The sequence below is a fragment of the Loktanella gaetbuli genome (assembly GCF_020531945.1).
GTDB lineage: Bacteria > Pseudomonadota > Alphaproteobacteria > Rhodobacterales > Rhodobacteraceae > Loktanella > Loktanella gaetbuli.
On the sequence record NZ_JAJATZ010000003.1, the window covers coordinates 281,830 to 302,019 of the forward strand.

Below are 20,190 nucleotides of genomic sequence, written 5' to 3' on the forward strand. Positions count from 1 at the left end.
CATGGCCCACTGGCTGTTCAAATCGGAACCGGACGTGTTTGGCTGGGATCACCTGACGGCCTTGGGTCAGGCGGGCAGTGAATGGGACGGCGTGCGCAATTATCAGGCCCGCAACATCATGCGCCAGATGGCAATCGGCGATACGGGGTTTTTCTATCACTCGCGGACCGGGCTGGAAATCGTTGGCATCGTCGAGGTCATCGCCACGGCCCACCCCGACAGCACGGCGCAGGATGGCAAATGGGAATGCGTCGATGTGCGCGCGTTGAAACGGCTGCCACGCCCCGTCACGCTGGACCAGATCAAGAGCGATGATCGGCTGCCCGACATGGTTCTGGTCAAGAATTCGCGCCTGTCCGTGCAACCCGTCAGTGATGCAGAATGGCAGATCGTCCTCGAACTCGCGGGTCATTCTCCGGACTGAAGCGCGCGCAGCGCATCCGGTTTGACCAACCGCAGCACGATGATGCCCAGCACGCCCAGCACCACCGTCATCGCTGCGGCCGCGGCCATTGTGACCAGACGTTCGACCGCCAACACGCTGACCTGCGAAACAAGCGCCAGAATTTCCAGCACGGCAACCGTCAGAAAGGTCGTGAACAGCGTATAGTTGCGCGGCAAAAACCGAAAGGCGATCGGTAGTGCGATCATGCCCACGGCGACGGTCAACCACATCTCTTCGGATATTGCGGCGACCGCGATCGCGATTGCCGTGCCCAGAACAGTGCCGATGGTGCGGCGCAGGGTCTTGGAAAACAGGTTACCGTGCGGCGGGACGCACAGCACGACAAAGGTCAGCGGAAACCAGAACCCGTGTTCACCGAAATACCGACCACCGACGTAGACAGACAGCATCAGACCGATCCCCAGACCCATCCCGAAGATCAGCGCATAACGATGACTTTGCGCTGTTTCCGCGTCACCAGTCGCGTCCTCTTTGAACCACCATGTGATCGCCAGCGCCCAGACCATACCGCCGATGAATATGGCCGCCAGCACCGCATCCCGGTCATCTGGCAGGATCGGGCTGGTAAAAATGGTCCAGACGATCATCGCCCGCATCCCCGGTTGCGCCATCCCGTGCGTCCCGCAGATCCCAATCATCACCGCAAGGCAAGGGGCAAGGATCAGTGCCATGACCGGTGCCCCCAACACCAACAGCCCCGACATCATCAGGACCAGCGTCACCAACGCGGCTGGGCCGATCCCGCGATCACGTGCAGCCAGATGCGCCGACAGTCCCGCGATGAATGCGATGGCACCCGGACTGCCGATCAGCGGCACAGCAACAAGTGCGGGCCCCGCCACAGCCGCCGTCGTGACAGTCACGGATCGCCACGGCATCGCTTCGCCATCCTCGACAAACCAGTTCAACAGAGCCTTTATCAATTGTGGTCACCCCGCTGGACGCTTTGCATGCTAGATGGCGCGGTTGCCGGCAGAAGCAAACACTGGCCGGATGCGCGATGGTCTGGCAGGTTTTTTCGACAGGAGGAGGGTGGCGTTGGGATTTGCAGATGTGATCGGGGCGGCTTTTGCCGGATTTGTTTTCGGTGCGATCTGGTACGGATTGCTGTCAAAATACTGGATCAAGGCCGCAGGCGTCGCTGTGCGCGCGGATGGCAAACCGGTAAACAGCGCAAACCCCTGGCCCTATGTAGTCTCGGGCGTGATGATCCTGCTGGTGGCCGGGATGATGCGACACATTTTTGCGCTGTCCGCGATCGACACGATCATCGAAGGTCTGACATCGGGGTTCGGTCTGGGCGCATTCATCATATCGCCTTGGCTGATCCTGACCGTGGGCTACGAAGGCAGGCCATGGTCACTGGGTCTGATAAACGCGGGATATGCCAGTTTCGGCTGTGCCATCATGGGCGCGGTGCTGATCCTGCTGGCATGAGGGCGCGCGCCAGATATGGCGCGCGCGCACGTTCAGCCGTAAACGGCTTCCTTGCCGAAATGTTTCGTCAGCAAATAGTAGATCACCGCCCGGTATTTGTTCCGGTTTGACCGACCGTAGGTGTCAATCGCCTTGTTGACGGCGTCCATCAGGTCAGGGCTGTCCGGCAGGCCCAGCTTTTTCTTCAGGAACCCATCCACGACGCGCTGCAATTCCTCTGGATCGCTGCCCGCGACCGTGCTTGCGTCGGCGTTGTAAATCGACGGACCGCAGCCGATCGTGACCTTGGTCAGCAGGTCCATGTCCGGCTCCATGCCGCAGTCATTGCGCAGATCTTCGGCGTATTTCTGGATCAGATCGTCACGTTTTCCCATCGGGTTCCCCTTATTGCCATGCAGCCTTTCTGGCCGTCGCGGTAACGCTAACGTCAGGTCAGGTCATCGGACAAGAAAAAAGAGGGCTGTTCTGGCCGGCTTTGGCGTGGGCCGTTCACGACGATCTGTGTCGGTGCGCGTGGGGTTGCCTGGCCCTGAATGCAAATGCGGCACCGCAGTCACAAGGACCGCGATGCCGCAGGTATCAGGCATACACCGCCGCGTGGGGTCAGTAGCGGTAGTGTTCCGGCTTGAACGGACCTTCGACGGTGACGCCGATATAGTCCGCCTGTTCCTTTTTCAGCTCTGTCAGTTTGACGCCGATCCGCTTGAGGTGCAGGCGGGCGACCTTTTCGTCCAGATGCTTGGGCAGGATGTAGACGCCGGGAGCGTATTCCTCGCCCTTGGTCCACAGTTCCATCTGCGCCAGCACCTGATTGGTAAAGGATGCGGACATCACAAACGACGGGTGACCGGTTGCGTTGCCAAGGTTCAACAAACGGCCTTCGGACAACAGGATCAGACGATTGCCCGAAGGCATTTCGATCATGTCCACCTGTTCCTTGATGTTTGTCCACTTGTGGTTTTTCAGCGCCGCAACCTGAATTTCGTTGTCGAAATGGCCGATGTTGCCGACGATTGCCATGTCCTTCATCTCGCGCATGTGCTCGATGCGGATGACGTCGCGGTTGCCGGTGGTGGTGATAAAGATGTCGGCGCTGTCCAGCACGTCCTCGAGCAGGACAACCTCGAAACCGTCCATCGCCGCCTGCAGTGCGCAGATCGGATCGACCTCTGTCACCTTGACGCGTGCGCCAGCGCCCTGCAGCGACGCAGCCGACCCCTTGCCCACGTCGCCGTAGCCACAGACGACGGCGACCTTGCCGGCCATCATGGTGTCGGTGGCGCGGCGGATGCCGTCGACCAGCGATTCCTTGCAACCGTACTTGTTGTCGAACTTTGATTTGGTGACAGAATCGTTCACGTTGATCGCGGGGAACGGCAGCTGGCCGTTCTTGTGCAGGTCATACAGACGGTGAACGCCTGTGGTGGTTTCCTCGGACACGCCCTTGATCGCAGCCTTCACCTTGGTGAACCAGCCGGGGGATGCTTCCATCCGCTTTTTGATCTGCGCCTTGATGACTTCTTCTTCTTCGGATTGCGGGACGGGGATGATGTCCTCGCCTGCCTCGGCACGGGCACCCAGCAGAACGTACAGTGTCGCGTCGCCGCCATCGTCCAGGATCATGTTCGCGCCTTCGGGGAACATGAAGGATTTGTCCAGGTAGTCCCAATGCTCTTCCAGGCTTTGGCCCTTGATCGCGAAAACAGGCACGCCGGATTCCGCGATGGCGGCGGCAGCATGGTCCTGCGTGGAAAAGATGTTGCAGGATGCCCAGCGCACGTCGGCACCCAATGCAACCAGCGTTTCGATCAGAACGGCGGTCTGGATCGTCATGTGCAGCGATCCGACGATGCGGGCACCCGCAAGCGGCTTGGACGCGCCATATTCCTCGCGCAGGGCCATCAGCCCCGGCATTTCCGTTTCTGCGATGTCCAGTTCCTTGCGACCATAGGCAGCAAGTGAAATGTCTTTGACGATATAATCTTGGGTCATGTCCGTCTCCTGGCGGAAAAAAGCGTTGCCGCCCCATACCACCAACGTCACCGCGTTGACAACGCGACGTGATCGCCCTTTGACTGCGTGGACAGTCTGTTCACCCGTTGCACCGTCAGGGTCCCCATGTCGCAGATCACGGCAGCGTTTTCGATACCGGCCGCCCATCGCAGGGCGGTCGTTTTTTGCTGTGATGCAGGATATTTGCCCTATGCGCTGCATGCAGCGACGCAGATCGCCGACCTGCAACGCGACCGCCAGTTCGACATCTGCATCGTGACCATGGACGATCTGGCCATCCCGGACAGTTTGACGGCCCATGGCCTGCGGTTGGTCAAGGTGACGACCGACGGTGCATTCGCAGACCTGCCGCGCGATGCCCGCCGCAGTGAGAGCGTTTATCTGCGCCTTGCGCTGCCGCATGTGCTGACAGCCGACTATGACCGATTGCTCTATCTGGACAGCGACATCCATGTCGATGGCGGGGATTTCAACGCGCTGATGCACCTCGATCTAGGAGGACGGGCGATCGGCGCTGTGCGTGATACGATGCAATGGCGCACGCCACAGCGCGCCAGCGGGGATTTCACCGCCATCAATCTGCCGCCCGCGCCCTATTTCAACAGCGGCGTGCTACTGCTGGATTTGATCCAATGGGCCAAGGCTGATCTGTCGGCGCGCATCCGTGACCTTGCCGGACGCCATCCGGATGCGATCAGACAGCACGATCAGACACTTCTCAATTGGGCTGCTCATTGTGACTGGGCCGAACTCTCGCCCGTATGGAACTGGCAAATGACCAAGAGCGCACGGCTTTTTGGCGCAATGGCCCCCGTCAACATCGCGCATTTCATCGGCCCCGCAAAACCATGGCGGGACAAGGCACAGGAGTTGCCACCGCGCTATGCCCGCGACCTGGCGCGGTTCATGGCCGTGCATTTTCCGGACCATTCCCCGATACCAGTGTCACAAACGCCTGCCAAAAATACGCCGATGATGCGCAAGATGTTCCTGCGCAATACCCTCGCAGCGGCGCGCATGGCCCGCTATCTGGACCGGTTTCCAACGGATATGACAGTACGATGAAACAGCCCCGCGCATGGCAAAGGATGCTCTCGGGTCGCAGGCTTGACCTGTTGGACCCCACGCCCGTCGATATCGAGGTCGAGGACATCGCCCACGGATTGGCCTTTGTCGCGCGCTGGAACGGGCAGACACAGGGTGATTTCGCCTATTCCGTCGCCGAACATTCGCTGCTGGTCGAGGATCTGTTTGCTCGCATGAACCCCAAAGCGCCGGCGAAATGGCGGCTGGCGGCACTGCTGCATGATGCGCCCGAATACGTGATCGGGGACATGATCAGCCCGGTCAAGGCCGCCATCGGCCCCGGCTATGGCGAGCTGGACAGCCGTTTGACCGCTGCGATCCACCTGCGGTTCGGACTGCCTGCAACCCTGCCCACCAGCGTCAAGAAACAGATCAAGGCCGCCGACCGCGTATCGGCATGGGCCGAGGCCGTGCAGATTGCCGGGTTCGACGTGGCCGAGGCCAACAGGTTCTTTGGCCGCCAGAAACCCGAACTGATCGACGGGCTGACCATCGCCTTGCGCCCGCCGGTCGCCGTGCGCGCCGATTTCACCGAACGACACGCCGCCTTGCTGGAGATGATGCAATGATGATCCGACAGGCCACGTCAGCGGATGCACGAGGGATGGTCGATGTGTTGAACCCGATCATCGCAAAGGGCGGCACGACCGCACATCAAACCCCGTTCGATGTGGACGGGATGCGACAACACTATATCACGCGCCCGGCGCTGATCTGCACGCATGTCGCGGATATGGACGGCACAATCGGCGGATTTCAGATGCTTGCCCGGCCCGATCCGGGTGATGCTGCGATGCAGGGCTGGGCGATCATCGCCAGTTTCGTATCGGGCGATCATGCGGGCAAGGGGATTGGCCGGGCGCTATTCGCCGCCACCAGAGCCAAGGCCCTGTCCGAAGGCATCGCCACCATCGACGCCACGATCCGCGCGGATAACGACAGTGGTCTGCGCTATTATGCCGCGATGGGATTTGTCGATTTCGACAGGCTGAACGATGTTCCGCTGCGGGACGGCACCCGTGTCGACCGCATCCGCAAGCGGTTCGACCTTTAGCGCGGGCTACGTTTTGCGAGGATCCGTTGCAGCGTCCGGCGGTGCATACTGAGCCTGCGCGCCGTTTCAGACACGTTGCGGTCGCACAATTCATAGACGCGCTGGATATGTTCCCAACGCACGCGATCAGCACTCATCGGATTATCGGGCGGCGGCGGCAATTCGTCCTGTCCGGCCAGCAGGGCATTGGTCACATCCGTCGCGTCGGCGGGTTTCGCCAGATAGTCGGTCGCACCGATCTTGACCGCGGCGACTGCCGTGGCGATGGCCCCATAGCCCGTCAGGACAACGATCCGCGATTCCGGGCGGCGTTCGCGCAGCACCTCGACCACGTCCAGGCCGTTGCCGTCCTCCAGCCGCAGGTCAACCACTGCATAGGCAGGCGGCCGGGCAGACGCGATTGCCTTGCCTTCAGCCACGGATTCAGCCGTTTCGACGACAAACCCCCGTTTTTCCATCGCCTTGGCAAGACGTTTGACGAAAGCCTCGTCATCATCCACCAGCAAAAGTGACGGGTCAGGGCCGAGATCGCGTGTGTCGCTGTTCATTTTCAATACCTTGCCTTGTTACCCAACAGATAGGACCGCGCGGCAGGCCGTCAATCTATGTTAAGGCGCAACTGACCTCTTGGGCGATCTGCTGCGGCGGTGTGTCGCGCCGAAAGAACGTCGCAAAACCGGTGTCCGGCAGCATCAGGTAGGTAAATGCCGAATGGTCCACCAGGTAGTAGTCAGGATCATCCCCGTTGCGTGCGTAGTAGACCTTGTAGGCATCCGCCGCAGCCTTGACCTGTGCCTCGCTTCCGGTCAGCCCGATCATCTTGGGGTGCATGTTTGCAGTGTAGTCGGCCATGAATTCGGGGGTATCACGTGCAGGATCCACGGAAATGAACACAGGCGTGACCGACACACCCTGTTCTGCCAGCAGATCCACCGCAGCTACGTTGCGGGCATTGTCGATGGGACAGACATCAGGGCAGAACCCGTATCCAAAATAGACCAGCGTCGGTTCCGTGATGACATTCGCATCCGAGACCGTCTGCCCGTCCTGATTGACCAACGTGAATGGTCCACCAATGTCGGCACCTTCGGCGTTGGTGCTGAAACAGGATGCCAGATCCTGACCACGGTTGAAGGTCAGGGACAGTGACACACCTACCACTGCAGCAATGGCGGCACCGGAAACGAGGACGATCGCGCGGTTCATCAGGACTCCTTTCAAAAGCGTCGCATTGATTGCCTATCCACCGGCCCATAACAATGGGCACACGCATCACATTTAAGGGCGATCATGGAGAGTTACGACATATCGATGCTGGCACAGCACGAACGCAGCAACTGGGTCCGGCTCCGGACACTGCTGACGTTGCGGTGGGCGGCTGTCGGCGGTCAGGTTGTGGCGATCCTTGTCGCGGTCCAGCTTTACGGGCTGACATTGCCCCTGACGCCGGTCATTTCGACGATCTGCGTGGCCGCCATCGCCAATATCGCCACCCACGCGTATTTTCCCCAGAACAAACGCCTGTCCGAACGCGAAGCCAGCGCCATGCTGGCATTCGACATCCTGCAACTGGGTCTGCTGCTGTATCTGACAGGTGGCCTGAACAATCCCTTTGCCCTGTTGATCCTAGCCCCGGTCACCATCGCGGCGACGGTCCTGCACCTGCTGAGTTTTCTCGCACTCGGGGCGCTTGCGATCGGAATGATCACGCTGATCAGCTTTACGTCCCTGCCACTTCAGTTGGCGGATGGTTCGCTGTTGATCCTGCCGCCGCTCTTTGGCTTTGGCTATTGGGTGTCATTGGTGATCGGGGTCATGTTCCTGGGCATCTACGCCCGGCGGGTGACAACCGAAATGCACAGTATGGGCGACGCGTTGCTGGCAACACAGCTGGCCCTGGAACGCGAACAGAAATTGACGGACCTGGGCGGTGTTGTCGCAGCGGCAGCGCATGAATTGGGCACACCACTGGCCACGATCAAACTGGTCAGCACCGAACTGGTCGCGGAACTGGGTGGCAACCCCGACCTGCGCGACGATGTGATGCTGATCCGGTCGCAAGCCGACCGCTGCGGAGAGATCCTGCAATCGATGGGGCGCGCGGGCAAGGACGACCTGATGATGAAAACCGCCCCGCTGGAGGCCGTCGCCCGCGAGGCGGCCGAACCGCATCTGGACCGCAAGGCAAGGGTTCTGTTCGACATCAAGGGCGGCTCCGTCCCGCAGCCCACGATCCAGCGCAAACCCGAAATCATCCACGGATTGCGCAACCTGATCCAGAATGCCGTCGACTTTGCCCAAGAGGCAGTCTTCGTGCGCATCGACTGGTCGGCCACCGAGGCGCGGGTCATGATCAGTGACGACGGGCACGGGTTTCCGCAATCGGTCATCGGTCGCATCGGCGACCCCTACGTGCGACGCAGGCGGTCAGAAATCGACGGCGAAAAACGTCCGGCCTACAGCGGCATGGGGCTTGGTCTCTTTATCGCGAAAACACTGCTGGAACGGTCTGGTGCCAGCCTGACATTCGCCAACAAATCCGAATCCGGTGCCGTGGTGACTGTCACCTGGCCGATGCGCGCCCTCGTCGATATCAGCCCGGCGCACCGCCCGACACTGGGAAAAAACCCCGCATTCCTGCCCTGATCGGGCCTGTTAATGCGGCATTAACCTCCGGCGGACAGTCTTTGGGTAGATACGTCTGGGGGCCTTGACCGTGATCTATGATTATATCCTTCTTTTCGTTGCGGCCTGCCTTTGCGTGGCAGGCCTGACAGCGGCATCAATCTTTGTCCGATCAACGTCAGGAATTGCGTCCGTACCGCTGCGGCCAAACATGATCGCGCAGACCCCCGTTTTTCTGTTCGACCGGGATATATTGATCGACGCATCGCCCAGTGGGTCCGCGCTGATCGGCGACCACCGCGACAAACTTGGCGATCTGGGGGCACTTTTGCATGTGCTCGGGGACCAGTTCCCGACGCTGCAGGATACGTTGGGCGATCTGGACTGGAATGACAGTCGACAGGTCCCGGCAGGACAGGACGACACGATCCGTATCCAGATCAAGAACGAAAACGGTTTGACCCGCATCAGCCTCGAGGCGGCCGAGGCCGAAGAGGCAAGCGACCGCTTCGCCGCAATGGAACACGCGATCCAGAACAAGGAATTGACCCAACTGCGCGACATCCTGCGCGAGACACCGCAACTTATCTGGCAAGAGGACTCGCGTGGCGAACTGATTTGGGCGAATGCTGCCTATCTGGCCTATGCGGAACGGACGCGTCCGGATTCGTCGGGTGCAGGTCGCATCTGGCCCGGACAACGACTGTTCAATGAAATCTCCGTACCCGACAGTGAGTGCCGCGGACCCCACGCGCGACGCCTGTCATTGCAACTGCACGGCGAAGAGGCAGAGCATTGGTTCGACATCACCGCAACCCCCCTGCCCGGTTCGACGTTGTTTTTCGCAACCGACGCCAATGACACGATGCGCGCCGAGCGAGAGTTGCAGGGTTTTCGGCAGACACTCGTGAAAACCTTTGCGGAACTGTCCACCGGGCTTGCGATCTTTGACCGCGACCGCAAACTGACGATGTTCAATCCCGCCTTTGTCGACATGTTCGGTCTGCCCATTCAGTTCGTCACCGTCCGACCGACGCTGGAATCGTTGCTGGACCGGCTGCGCGAGATGCGCAAACTTCCTGAACCAAAGGATTATCCGGGCTGGCGCGAACAGTTTGCAGCCCTTGATGCGGTGACAACGGACGGTGCCTATTCCGACCGATGGGACCTTCCGGATGGCCAGATTTTTCGCGTGACCGGCCGTCCACACCCCGATGGTGCCATCGCCATATTGTTCGAGGACATCAGCGCCGAAGTCTCGCTGACACGGCGTTTTCGCGTCGAAATCGAAACCGGTCAGGCGGTGCTGGACACGCTGCCCGATGCCATCGCGGTTTTTTCCGATGCCAGCACGTTGATCATGACAAACCAAGCCTACACCCAGATGTGGGGCGACCAAAATACCCATCCGTTCGACTTGCAGGATCTGCGAACAGCGCTGCGCCTTTGGAAATCGCACAGCGCACCCTCGGATTTCTGGCGCAAGGTCGAAAAATTCGGCCAGCTCGGCCCGCGGCGCGAGGTTGTCACAGATGACATCATCCTGGTGAACGGGCGCCGTCTGCGTTGCGAGGCGCATCCGATCCCCGCCGGGATGACGATGGTAAAATTCCTGCCCGCCGATGGCCAGCCACCGATGGGCTGCGTGACGCAAACGAACAGTGTGAAACAACGGGTCGCGCGCGGCTGAATCCGGTTGCGGCCAAGGTGGGGGCGATTACTCTGGTTGCATGTCGACCTTTTGCACCCAGATCACCCTGCCAGACCTCGCAAAGACCGAGGCGCTTGCCGCGCAATTTTCCGCTGCGCTGGATCGTGGTGACACACTTCTGCTCAGCGGTGATATCGGGGCTGGCAAGACGACATTTGCACGCGCATTCATTCGCAACAGGCTGCGCCGGATGGAGGATGTGCCTTCTCCGACGTTTACACTGGTACAGACCTACGATGACGGGGAAACCGAAATCTGGCACTGCGACCTGTATCGGCTGACCAGCGCGGACGAGGTGCTGGAACTGGGGCTGGAGGATGCCTTTGAAGATGCGATTTGTCTGATCGAATGGCCCGACCGCTTGGGGCCCGAAACACCCTGTGATGCGCTGACCTGTCATTTCAAGGCCGAGACCGACCACCACACCGTCACGCTGACCGGTCCCGAACGGTGGCAGCAGAAACTGGGCTGGTTGAATGACTGACCGTTCGGCCATGTTGACCCGCTTTTTGACCGATGCAGGGGTTTCCGACTGGATCGCAGAACCCATCGCGGCCGATGCATCGTCTCGCGCCTATGCACGCCTGACGGCACCAGCGGGCGACAGCCTGATCCTGATGGACGCTGATCCGGCGACAGGCGAGGATACGACGCAATTCGTGCGGATTGCCCGCTATCTGACGGATCATGGGTTTTGCGCGCCCCGGATCATCAGTGCCGATCCCGCAGGGTTCCTGCTTTTGTCCGACCTCGGACAACAAAGCCTGGCGCAAATGGCTTCCCGAACATCCGCAGATCAGCAGGTCCTGTATGATGCGGCAACCGATGTGCTGATCCAACTTGACGGTGCTGCACCACTGGAGTTGCCGCAGATCGACCCGGTACGGGGCGGGCAGATGGTCGCCATCACGGCCGAACTCTATGCCGGATCCGATCCCGCACCGCTGGTTGCCGCTGTTCAAGAGGCATTGACCCGCCACGCACCACTGGCGGACCGGATCGCGCTGCGGGATTTCCATGCGGAAAACCTGATCTGGCGTCCGCATGCCTCGGGCAGCGACCGCGTAGGTCTGCTGGATTTCCAGGATGCCTGCCTTGCGCCGCGCGGCTATGATCTGGCCTCGCTCTTGTCCGATATTCGCCGCGACGTGCCTGCTGACATCATCGCACGGGAAACCGCGCGTTTTGCCCGCGGGACAGGTGAGACGGCAGACGATATGGCGTTGCGCCTTGCCGTGCTGGGTGCCCAGCGCAATTTGCGGATTCTGGGTGTGTTCTGCCGTCTGATCGCGGGCGGCAAGGGGCGCTATGCCACGATGATGCCGCGTGTCTGGTCAGTACTGTTACGCGACCTTGGACATCCTGCGCTGGCCGAACTGCGCGACATTGTTCTGCGCGACATTCCCGCCCCGGTCGCCCCATGACGCGGACCTATGCCGCATTGCTGTTCGCCGCTGGCAAGGGGACCCGGATGGCCCCCCTGACCGATACGCGACCCAAGCCGCTGATCACAGTCGCCGGACGCACCCTGCTGGATCACGCGCTGGACCTGACGAACGTGCCTTGTATCGGCAAGCGCGTTGTCAATGCCCATTACAAGGGCGCGATGATCCACGATCACCTGCGCGGACGCGGCGTTGCAATTTCTGACGAGGTCGCGCTGTTGGAAACGGGTGGCGGGTTGCGCCACGCTTTGCCACTCTTGGGCGATGGTCCGGTTGTCACGCTGAACACCGACGCCGTCTGGTGCGGCCCGAACCCTGTCCAAACGCTTTGCGCTGGCTGGACACCCGCAATGGAGGCGCTGCTGCTGCTGGTGCCGACGTCGCGGATGCGTGGGCACAGCGGGCCGGGCGATTTTGCCCGGGCGGCTGACGGGCGGCTGACCCGTGGTCAGGACTATGTCTATACCGGCCTGCAGCTGACGCGCACGAACCGGGTTCACGGCGTGCGCGTGCCGGCCTTTTCGTTGAATGTGATCTGGGACCAGATGATCGCGCATGGCGGTCTATATGGTCTGGTCTGGGACGGCTTGATCTGTGATGTCGGTCGCCCCGAGAGCATTCCGCAAGCCGAGGCCATGTTGAAAGAGCACGATGTTTGACCCCAGCGATCACCCCAGGCTGTTCGGGCTGGCCCCCGGTGTCGATTTTGCGCAGGCCTTTGTCGGCGGGTTGGCCGCACGCAGCACGGATCTGTCACAGATCCGGATCTACGTGAACGCAGCCCGGATGCAGCGACAGATCAGGGCCGCATTCGATGCTGGCCCGGCGCGACTGCTGCCGCGGATCAAACTGGTCACCGACCTGGCATTCGAAGGAGAAATCGGGTCAGCCGATCTGCCTGTATCACCCCTGCGCCGCAGGCTGGAACTGTCCCGCGCCGTGGAAAAGCTGATTGATGCCACCCCCGGCCTGCCGCGTGCAGCACTCTATGATCTGTCGGACAGTCTGGCTGCGCTGATGGACGAAATGCATGGTGAAGGCGTCGATTTCGAAACCCTGACCCAATTGGATGTAACCGATGTGTCCGGCCATTGGCAGCAGGCGTTGAAATTCCTCAGGTTGCTGGAGCCCTATTTCACCGCAGAGGCCGCACAACCCGATGCGGCAGCCCGCCAGCGTATGCACATCCTGTCCCTGATCGACCTATGGGCGGTGCAGCCGCCGGACCATCCCGTGATCGTTGCAGGTTCCACCGGATCGCGCGGTGCCACCGGGCTGCTGATGCAGGCCGTGTCCAGACTGCCGCAGGGGGCTGTCGTGCTGCCCGGCTATGATTTCGACATGCCGCAGCATGTCTGGGACAGCATGGGTGGCACGCTGACCCACGAGGATCATCCGCAATATCGCTATCGCCGCCTGATGCGCGACCTTGACCTTTCAGCGGACCTTGTCCGTCCCTGGACCGACCAGCCACCGCCCGCCCCGGCGCGCGCGGCACTTGTATCGCTGTCGCTACGCCCGGCCCCCGTGACCGATCAATGGCGCCGCGACGGTGCAACCCTGACCGACCTGCCCGCCGCCATGGCCGATGTCACATTGGTCGAGGCCGACAGCCCCCGCGCAGAAGCAGAGGTCATTGCCCTGCGCCTGCGACAGGCTGCGGCGGATGGCGTGCCTGCGGCGCTGATTTCGCCGGACCGGATGTTGACCCGGCAGGTCACCGCTGCACTGGATCGTTGGGACATCACGCCGGACGACAGCGGCGGCCTGCCGCTGGGCCTGTCACCGCCGGGTCGGTTCATGGAACATATCGTCACCGCCTTTGGCAGGCCGATCACCGCCGAGGTCCTGCTGATCCTGCTCAAACACCCGCTGACCAACAGCAGTGTCGCGGGTCGTCAGCACCTTTTGTGGACCCGCGACCTGGAACTGCATCTGCGCCGTGGCGGTCCGCCTGTTGTCACGCCGGCGGTCATGACGGCATGGGTCGGCAGCATGTCCAACCCAAAGGACGGGCTGGACGATTGGACAGCCTGGGTTGCGCGCGTCATCAGCGCGTTGGATCATTGCGGCACCTTGCCGATCGCGGATCACCTCGCACAGCACATGGCGGCTGCGGAACTACTCGCTGCGGGACCAGACGGGCGCGATACCGGAGAGTTGTTCAAGAAGGCGGCAGGCCGCATGATGCAGGGCGTCATGGCGGCTATCGCAAGAGATGCCGATGCCGGAAACCCGATGGACAACCGCGACTATGCAGCGCTGTTTCGCGCGCTGATGGCGGCCAAGACCGTCCGCGACCGCGATGCGGGCCATCCGGGTATCACGATCCTCGGCACGCTCGAGGCGCGTGTCGGCGGTGCCGAACTGGTCATCCTGGGCGGCATGACCGACGGCATCTGGCCACCCAGTCCCAAACCCGATCCCTGGCTGAACCGGACGTTGCGCGCGCAGGCCGGGCTGCTGCTGCCAGAGCGCCAGATCGGGCTGTCGGCACATGATTACCAACAGGCCATCTGCGCCCCACAGGTCTGGATCACCCGCGCCCGCCGCGATGCGGATGCGGAAACCGTGCCGTCGCGCTGGGTCAATCGCCTGACGAACCTGCTGGCGGGATTGCCTGATGCGCAGGGTCCGCAGGCGCTGGACGAGATGCGCGCGCGGGGGGCCGTCTGGCTGCGACACGCGGCACGTCTGTCGCAACCTGATGTGTCGATCGACCGGGCGACGCGCCCGGCACCCATGCCACCCGCCAGCGCACGACCAAGGAAAGTGTCTGTCACCCAGATCAAGACGCTTTACCGTGATCCCTATGCGATCTACGCGCGCAAGATCCTTGGTCTGACCGCGCTGAAACCGCTGACAGCCGATGTGGATGCGGCACTCAAGGGGGATGTGTTTCACAAGATTCTCGAACGGTTTGTCAGCGCGCGACCCGATGCGTCAGACCCCGCCGCCCGCGACCTGTTGCGCAGGATTACGGACGACACGCTGGCCGAAATGTGCCCCTGGCCCACCGTGCGCCTGCAATGGCGTGTCCTGTTCGACCAGATCGCACCCGATTTTCTGCAACAAGAGGCCATGCGCCAGAAGGACGGCACGCTGGTTGCCCTGGAAACATGGGGCGAAATCACCGTGCCCGGACCTGACATCATCCTGAACGGCAAGGCAGACCGGATCGACGCCACCCCCGACGGGCGGGCCCTGATCTATGACTACAAGACCGGAACCCTGCCCACGGCCAAGGAACAGGCCGCATTCGACAAACAGCTGCTGCTGGAGGCCGCGATGATAGAGCGCGGTGCCTTTGCCGCGGTTGGGGTGCGTCAGACGCAGGCCGCTGCATTTCTGGGGATCAAGCGCGGGATGCCGCAGGTCGCAGCCCCGCTGGACGACCACCCGCCGGACCTTGTCTGGGCGCAGCTGATAAAATTCCTGACCATGTGCCAGTCGGACGATTGGCCCTATACCGCCCGGCGGGCACCGCAGCGCGTCACGTTCGACGGCGACTACGATCATCTGTCGCGCCGTGGCGAATGGACAGACAGCGATCCTGCCACACCAGAGGTGCTGACATGATCCGTGACGAGGCGACACAACGGCAGGTCACAGCCGCCGACCCCCATGCATCGACATGGCTGTCGGCCAACGCAGGATCCGGCAAGACGCGCGTGCTGACCGACCGCGTGGCCCGCCTGCTGCTGGAAGGCGTGAGCCCGCAGAACATTCTGTGCCTGACCTATACCAAGGCCGCCGCCGCCGAGATGCAGAACCGCCTGTTCAAACGGCTGGGCGGCTGGGCCATGCTGCCCGACAGCGATCTGCGGGCGGAACTGCGCACGCTTGGGGTGGAAACCGACATCGGTGACCACGATCTGAACAGGGCCCGCACGCTGTTTGCCTCGGCCATCGAAACGCCGGGCGGTCTGAAGATTCAGACGATCCATTCGTTCTGCGCCAGCATCCTGCGGCGTTTCCCTCTTGAGGCCGGGGTCAGTCCCGATTTTCGTGAAATCGACGACCGATCTGCCGCGCTGATGCGCTCAGAGGTCATGGATGCGCTGGTCGAGGGGGAACATCGCGCAATCGTGGCTGACATGCTGCGGTATTTTACGGGTGCGGACGTGGATGATCTGGTGCGGGATATCGCCGGGCGCGCCGATGACTTTGCCACGCCGCTGGACGAACATGATCTGCGCACAACGCTGGACCTGCCGGATAACGTGACGCTGGACAGCCTGATCGCCGATATTCTGGGGGCTGACGGGCGGGAAATCATCCGTGACCTGATCGGGGTTCTGCGCGCCGGCGGCACGCAGGACAACAAGAACGCCGATGCGCTGGCCCGGATCGACCTGCACGCACCCGGCCCTGCCGATCTGGTCATCCTGGAAAAGGTTTTGCTGACCGGATCAGCCGCCAAAACGCCCTTTGCGGCCAAGATTGACGCCATTCCGACCAAGGCCCTGCGCACCGCCCACCCCGATCTGACCGATGCACTGAACGGGCTGATGGAACAGGTCGAGGTCGCCCGTGGCACGCGTCTGTCGCTGCAGGTATTCGACAAATCGCTGGCGCTGAACCGCTTTGGCGTGTTGTTCACCGATGCCTACAGGACAGCGAAAACAACACGCGGCGTGCTGGATTTCGACGACCTGATCGCCAAGGCCCGCGCCCTGCTGGCTGACCCTGTTGTCGCGGATTGGGTCCTGTTTCGGTTGGACGGCGGCATGAACCACCTGCTGGTGGACGAGGCGCAGGATACGTCGCCACTGCAATGGGATGTGATCCAGCATCTGACGCGCGAACTGGTCAGCGGTCAGGGCGCACGCGCCGACGAAGGCCGCACCATTTTCGTCGTGGGCGACGTCAAACAGTCGATCTATTCGTTTCAGGGTGCCGATCCGCTGGAATTCCAACGGATGCGCGGTCATTTCGCAACCGGTTTGGCAGCAGGTGACGCCCCGCTGGCGGTCAGCACGCTGGAACATTCGTTCCGGTCGGCACCTGCGATCCTGCGGGTGGTGGATGAAACCTTTGTGCGGGAACGGGCCGATGCATTGGGCGGCGAGGTACGGCATCTGGCGTTCAAGGCGGATATGCCGGGACGTGTCGACCTTTGGCCACTGGTCGAACCCGTCGAAAAACAGGACGCCGGAGCCAGCTGGATCGACCCCGTCGACGAAATTAGCGAAAGCCACCACATGGTCCGCATGGCCGAACGGGTGGCCGGCCAGATCAAGCGGATGATGGCAACCGAATATCTGCCGGTCGAGATCGGCAATACCGGCACCTACAACCACAGACCCGTGCGCGCAGGCGACATCCTGATCCTGGTACAAAGCCGTCAGGGCCTGTTGTTTCCCGAACTAATCCGCGCCTGCAAGGCAGCGCAGCTGCCCATCGCGGGTGCCGACGTGCTGCGTGTCGGCGCGGAACTTGCCGTGCGCGACATTGGCGCTGTGCTGCGGTTCCTCGCCTTGCCAGAAGACGATCTGTCGCTGGCGGCGGCATTGAAATCACCGCTGTTCGGCTGGTCGGAACAGGAACTCTATACGCTCGCGCAACCGCGACGCTTGGGTCAGACGCTGTGGCAGGTGCTGCGCGCGGACGACAACCACCCGGAAACGGTCGCGATCCTCAGGGATCTACGCCAGAATACCGACTTTTTGCGGCCCTACGACCTGATCGCGCGGCTGCTGATCCGCCACGACGGGCGGCGCAAACTGCTGGCCCGTCTGGGGTCAGAGGCAGAGGACGGCATCGACGCGCTGCTGGCACAGGCCTTGGCCTATGAACGCGACGGCGTGCCCAGCCTGACGGGGTTCATCGGATGGATGGATGCCGACGATCTGACGATCAAGCGGCAGGTCGATGCGCAGGGCGATCAGATCAGGGTGATGACCGTCCACGGGGCCAAGGGGCTGGAGGCCCCGATCGTCATCCTGCCTGACGCCAAGGAACGCCCCGAAATCCTGCGTGGTGACATCCTGCCGGGCAAGACACCGCTGTGGAAACCGAACAAGCCCGACACGCCCCCCGCACTGGAAGAACAGGTTCAGGACGTGCTGGACAAGCAGGCGCGCGAACGTCTGCGGCTGCTGTATGTCGCGATGACGCGGGCGGAAAAATGGCTGATCGTCGGCTCTGCCGGCAATCCGGGCAAGGGCGACACCGGCTGGTACGATCTGGTCGCGCAGGGCATGGAACAGGCCGGTGCCGCGATGGATCATGCCGGTGATCTGGCGATCCAGCGCGTGTCCAACGGCACGTGGCTGGCGGGCGAACGCATTGATGCGGAACAGACCGCAGCACCCGACGATCCGCCGCTGGCCCTGGCCCCCCTTGCCGCTGTCGTGCGGCCAAGGACGCTGTCACCGTCGCAGATGGACGGGGCCAAGGTGGTGCCCGGTGACCCGGCCGAGGATGACGCCGACGTGGCCAAGATGCGCGGGACATTGATGCACCTGCTGCTGGAACATCTGCCCGACCATCCCGCAGATCAGCGCCGCGTAATCGGTGAACGCCTGTTGGCATCCTATCCCGGCGCGGACGACGTGCCGACCGATGGTCTGGTGAACGACGCGCTGACGCTCTTGTCCGTGCCGGAGCTTGCGCATGTGTTTGACAGAACACTGGCCGAGGTCGGCATCACGGCCAACCTGCCGGGCCTGTCCGGGCACCGCATCAACGGAACCATCGACCGCCTGATCGTCACCGACACCACCGTGACGGCCGTCGATTTCAAAACGAACCGCGTTGTGCCCGCCGCGGCAGATCAGGTGCCCGAAGGATTGCTGCGCCAGCTGGGGGCCTATGCCGATGCGCTCGCGCAGATCTACCCCGACCGCCAGATCCGCACTGCGATCCTGTGGACCGCCGCCGCAAACCTGATGGATGTACCGATTGGGCTGGCCTTGAATGCCCTGTCGCGGCAGAGCGTCGCTTGACGTCTGCACGCCGCGTTCCTAGGTTCCGTCCCTGACACTGATCCCAGGAGAGACCAACATGGCAACCCTTGCCGTTACCGACGCCACGTTCGATGCCGAAGTCAAACAGTCCGATATCCCCGTCGTCGTGGATTTCTGGGCCGAATGGTGCGGCCCCTGCAAACAGATCGGCCCAGCCCTGGAAGAGCTGTCCGCCGAAATGGAAGGCCGCGTGAAGATCGTAAAGGTCAACGTGGACGAAAACCCCAATTCCCCCGCCGCCATGGGCGTGCGCGGCATCCCGGCGCTGTTCGTGTTCAAGAACGGCGAAGTCGTGTCCAACAAGGCCGGCGCCGCCCCCAAGGCCGCGATCCAAAGCTGGATCGAAGACTCCATCTGAATTCCGCCACTGGCGTGATGATCAAAGGCCGTCCCATCGGGGCGGCCTTTTTCGTGGCTCAGGTTGTATTTCTAGGTGCGGGATGGTGGCTCTGAGGCCTCTCCCGATTTTCTGCATGGCAGCGAATGGCAACAAGCTAGACAAGGTCCTCAGGGCTACGCTGCCGTATTCTTCGTTGCTTCTAAGCGGTCGTCGTTTTCAACGATCCAGTTTTCCAGATTCTCCATCAGGCTTGTCCAAACATCGTCGTATTCGCGCTGGAAGGTCGCCATGCATAGCTCAATTGAACCAAGATATGACCCTCCGTAAGTCTCCATCCAACGGTTTGAGAAGAATGTTTCGTATTCGTCATGATCGAACTTTGAATAACCGGCCAGCAAGCCTTCATAATTTGGGTGGGAGCTTTCTGAAAGGATGCCATATAGCTTTTCGAGGCCAGGATACCGCTTGTCGCATTTTTGCAGGATTGTGACGATATTCAGCGATTGGTGTTGGGTCGAGCCGTCGCGCGAGCCAAGAAGAAGGATGCTGGTCTTCTTTCCGAACTCGTGAAAGTCGAGCTCGCTGGCCGCGACTTTTTGCATGAGTTGGTTTAGATAAATAAGCGTAGCTAGTGTCTCAAACCCGCTTCGCAATAGGATGCGTGCGCCAAGTCCGTGACCCTGTTGGTGTAGCTCATACGACTGAGTGAGAAGATCCGTCGCCCGCCAAAATGCAGCCTCGCGCAATAACCAACAACGAAAAGGAGCCTTCCATTTGTAGACGTCGGGTTCGCGGGCGATGAGACCTGCAACCGGAATGCTCTTCATGAGAGATGCACGCCAATTCGAGAGGTTCTGTGCAATAGTGTCCATAAGATAATCATAGCTGTTTCTTTGGAACTGGAAACGCCTACAATTCAGCTTCTGCGGGAAGTTTCTACACTTCCGCATGGCAATTGGATCGGCGTCCAGTCAAGCAGCCCCAGTGCCCACCTTGGAGCAGCCGCAGCGAAATGGCGCTAACTCCACATACCGGACCTTCC

At 61.5% G+C, this 20,190-nt stretch carries 19 protein-coding genes; 13 read left to right on the forward strand and 6 right to left on the reverse strand.

The window, feature by feature from the left end; genetic code table 11:
- Position 1: 1 nt before the first annotated feature.
- Entirely contained in the window at positions 2–424 is a 423-nt protein-coding gene (locus LGQ03_RS07985; RefSeq protein WP_226747981.1) for an EVE domain-containing protein, read from the forward strand.
- Here LGQ03_RS07985 and LGQ03_RS07990 read toward each other — a convergent pair.
- Positions 409–1,374 carry an FUSC family protein gene (locus LGQ03_RS07990; protein ID WP_226747982.1) on the reverse strand — a complete coding sequence of 322 codons (966 nt, stop codon included), beginning with the start codon at positions 1,372–1,374 and terminating at the stop codon, positions 409–411. The genes LGQ03_RS07985 and LGQ03_RS07990 overlap by 16 nt on opposite strands.
- Before the next feature lie 130 nt (positions 1,375–1,504).
- Between LGQ03_RS07990 and LGQ03_RS07995 the strand changes: the two genes are divergently transcribed.
- Entirely contained in the window at positions 1,505–1,903 is a 399-nt protein-coding gene (locus tag LGQ03_RS07995) for a DUF1761 domain-containing protein (RefSeq protein ID WP_226747983.1), read from the forward strand.
- 32 nt (positions 1,904–1,935) lie between these two features.
- Here the strand turns inward: LGQ03_RS07995 and LGQ03_RS08000 are convergent, their stop codons facing one another.
- The gene (locus LGQ03_RS08000) at positions 1,936–2,277 is read right to left on the reverse strand and encodes a DUF2853 family protein (RefSeq protein WP_090158136.1); all 342 of its coding nucleotides are present in this window, start codon (positions 2,275–2,277) and stop codon (positions 1,936–1,938) included.
- A gap of 229 nt (positions 2,278–2,506) precedes the next feature.
- The gene (gene ahcY, locus LGQ03_RS08005) at positions 2,507–3,895 is read right to left on the reverse strand and encodes an adenosylhomocysteinase (protein WP_056029955.1); all 1,389 of its coding nucleotides are present in this window, start codon (positions 3,893–3,895) and stop codon (positions 2,507–2,509) included.
- 126 nt (positions 3,896–4,021) lie between these two features.
- On the opposite strand from ahcY, the gene LGQ03_RS08010 reads away from it, so the two are divergent.
- From LGQ03_RS08010 to LGQ03_RS08020, 3 genes are read left to right on the forward strand one after another with little or no spacing between them, the layout of a single operon-like run.
- Positions 4,022–4,981 (forward strand): glycosyltransferase family 8 protein, encoded by a 960-nt coding sequence (locus LGQ03_RS08010; RefSeq protein ID WP_226747984.1) that lies wholly within the window; start codon positions 4,022–4,024, stop codon positions 4,979–4,981.
- Positions 4,978–5,571, forward strand: coding sequence for an HD domain-containing protein (locus LGQ03_RS08015; RefSeq protein WP_226747985.1), 594 nt, complete (start codon positions 4,978–4,980; stop codon positions 5,569–5,571). The genes LGQ03_RS08010 and LGQ03_RS08015 overlap by 4 nt, the downstream gene beginning before the upstream one ends.
- A complete protein-coding gene (locus LGQ03_RS08020) occupies positions 5,568–6,056 on the forward strand; it encodes a GNAT family N-acetyltransferase (protein ID WP_226747986.1) in 489 nt (162 codons plus the stop codon). The genes LGQ03_RS08015 and LGQ03_RS08020 overlap by 4 nt, the downstream gene beginning before the upstream one ends.
- Here the strand turns inward: LGQ03_RS08020 and LGQ03_RS08025 are convergent.
- A complete protein-coding gene (locus tag LGQ03_RS08025; protein ID WP_090158132.1) occupies positions 6,053–6,604 on the reverse strand; it encodes an ActR/PrrA/RegA family redox response regulator transcription factor in 552 nt (183 codons plus the stop codon). The two genes, LGQ03_RS08020 and LGQ03_RS08025, sit on opposite strands and share 4 nt — an antisense overlap.
- Positions 6,605–6,659: 55 nt before the next feature.
- Positions 6,660–7,262 carry an SCO family protein gene (locus LGQ03_RS08030; protein ID WP_226747987.1) on the reverse strand — a complete coding sequence of 201 codons (603 nt, stop codon included), beginning with the start codon at positions 7,260–7,262 and terminating at the stop codon, positions 6,660–6,662.
- Between the two features lie 84 nt (positions 7,263–7,346).
- On the opposite strand from LGQ03_RS08030, the gene regB reads away from it, so the two are divergent.
- The 8 genes from regB to trxA all read left to right on the forward strand — a co-directional run bounded on the left by regB (position 7,347) and on the right by trxA (position 19,166).
- The gene (gene regB, locus LGQ03_RS08035) at positions 7,347–8,702 is read left to right on the forward strand and encodes a sensor histidine kinase RegB (protein WP_226747988.1); all 1,356 of its coding nucleotides are present in this window, start codon (positions 7,347–7,349) and stop codon (positions 8,700–8,702) included.
- Between the two features lie 190 nt (positions 8,703–8,892).
- Positions 8,893–10,371: a PAS-domain containing protein gene (locus LGQ03_RS08040; protein WP_226747989.1), complete on the forward strand. Its 1,479-nt coding sequence runs from the start codon at positions 8,893–8,895 to the stop codon at positions 10,369–10,371.
- A 40-nt stretch (positions 10,372–10,411) separates the two neighbouring features.
- Positions 10,412–10,876, forward strand: coding sequence for a tRNA (adenosine(37)-N6)-threonylcarbamoyltransferase complex ATPase subunit type 1 TsaE (gene tsaE / locus LGQ03_RS08045; RefSeq protein ID WP_226747990.1), 465 nt, complete (start codon positions 10,412–10,414; stop codon positions 10,874–10,876).
- Entirely contained in the window at positions 10,869–11,816 is a 948-nt protein-coding gene (locus LGQ03_RS08050) for an aminoglycoside phosphotransferase family protein (protein WP_226747991.1), read from the forward strand. The genes tsaE and LGQ03_RS08050 overlap by 8 nt, the downstream gene beginning before the upstream one ends.
- Positions 11,813–12,496, forward strand: coding sequence for a nucleotidyltransferase family protein (locus tag LGQ03_RS08055; protein ID WP_226747992.1), 684 nt, complete (start codon positions 11,813–11,815; stop codon positions 12,494–12,496). Before LGQ03_RS08050 ends, LGQ03_RS08055 begins: the two co-directional genes overlap by 4 nt.
- Positions 12,489–15,416, forward strand: a complete 2,928-nt coding sequence (addB, locus tag LGQ03_RS08060; protein ID WP_226747993.1) for a double-strand break repair protein AddB — start codon at positions 12,489–12,491, stop codon at positions 15,414–15,416. The genes LGQ03_RS08055 and addB overlap by 8 nt, the downstream gene beginning before the upstream one ends.
- Positions 15,413–18,787: a double-strand break repair helicase AddA gene (addA, locus tag LGQ03_RS08065; RefSeq protein ID WP_226747994.1), complete on the forward strand. Its 3,375-nt coding sequence runs from the start codon at positions 15,413–15,415 to the stop codon at positions 18,785–18,787. The genes addB and addA overlap by 4 nt, the downstream gene beginning before the upstream one ends.
- 58 nt (positions 18,788–18,845) lie before the next feature.
- Positions 18,846–19,166 (forward strand): thioredoxin, encoded by a 321-nt coding sequence (gene trxA, locus LGQ03_RS08070; protein WP_056029920.1) that lies wholly within the window; start codon positions 18,846–18,848, stop codon positions 19,164–19,166.
- 155 nt (positions 19,167–19,321) lie between these two features.
- On the opposite strand, the gene LGQ03_RS08075 is transcribed toward trxA, so the two are convergent.
- Positions 19,322–20,020, reverse strand: coding sequence for a hypothetical protein (locus tag LGQ03_RS08075; protein ID WP_226747995.1), 699 nt, complete (start codon positions 20,018–20,020; stop codon positions 19,322–19,324).
- Positions 20,021–20,190: the final 170 nt, after the last annotated feature.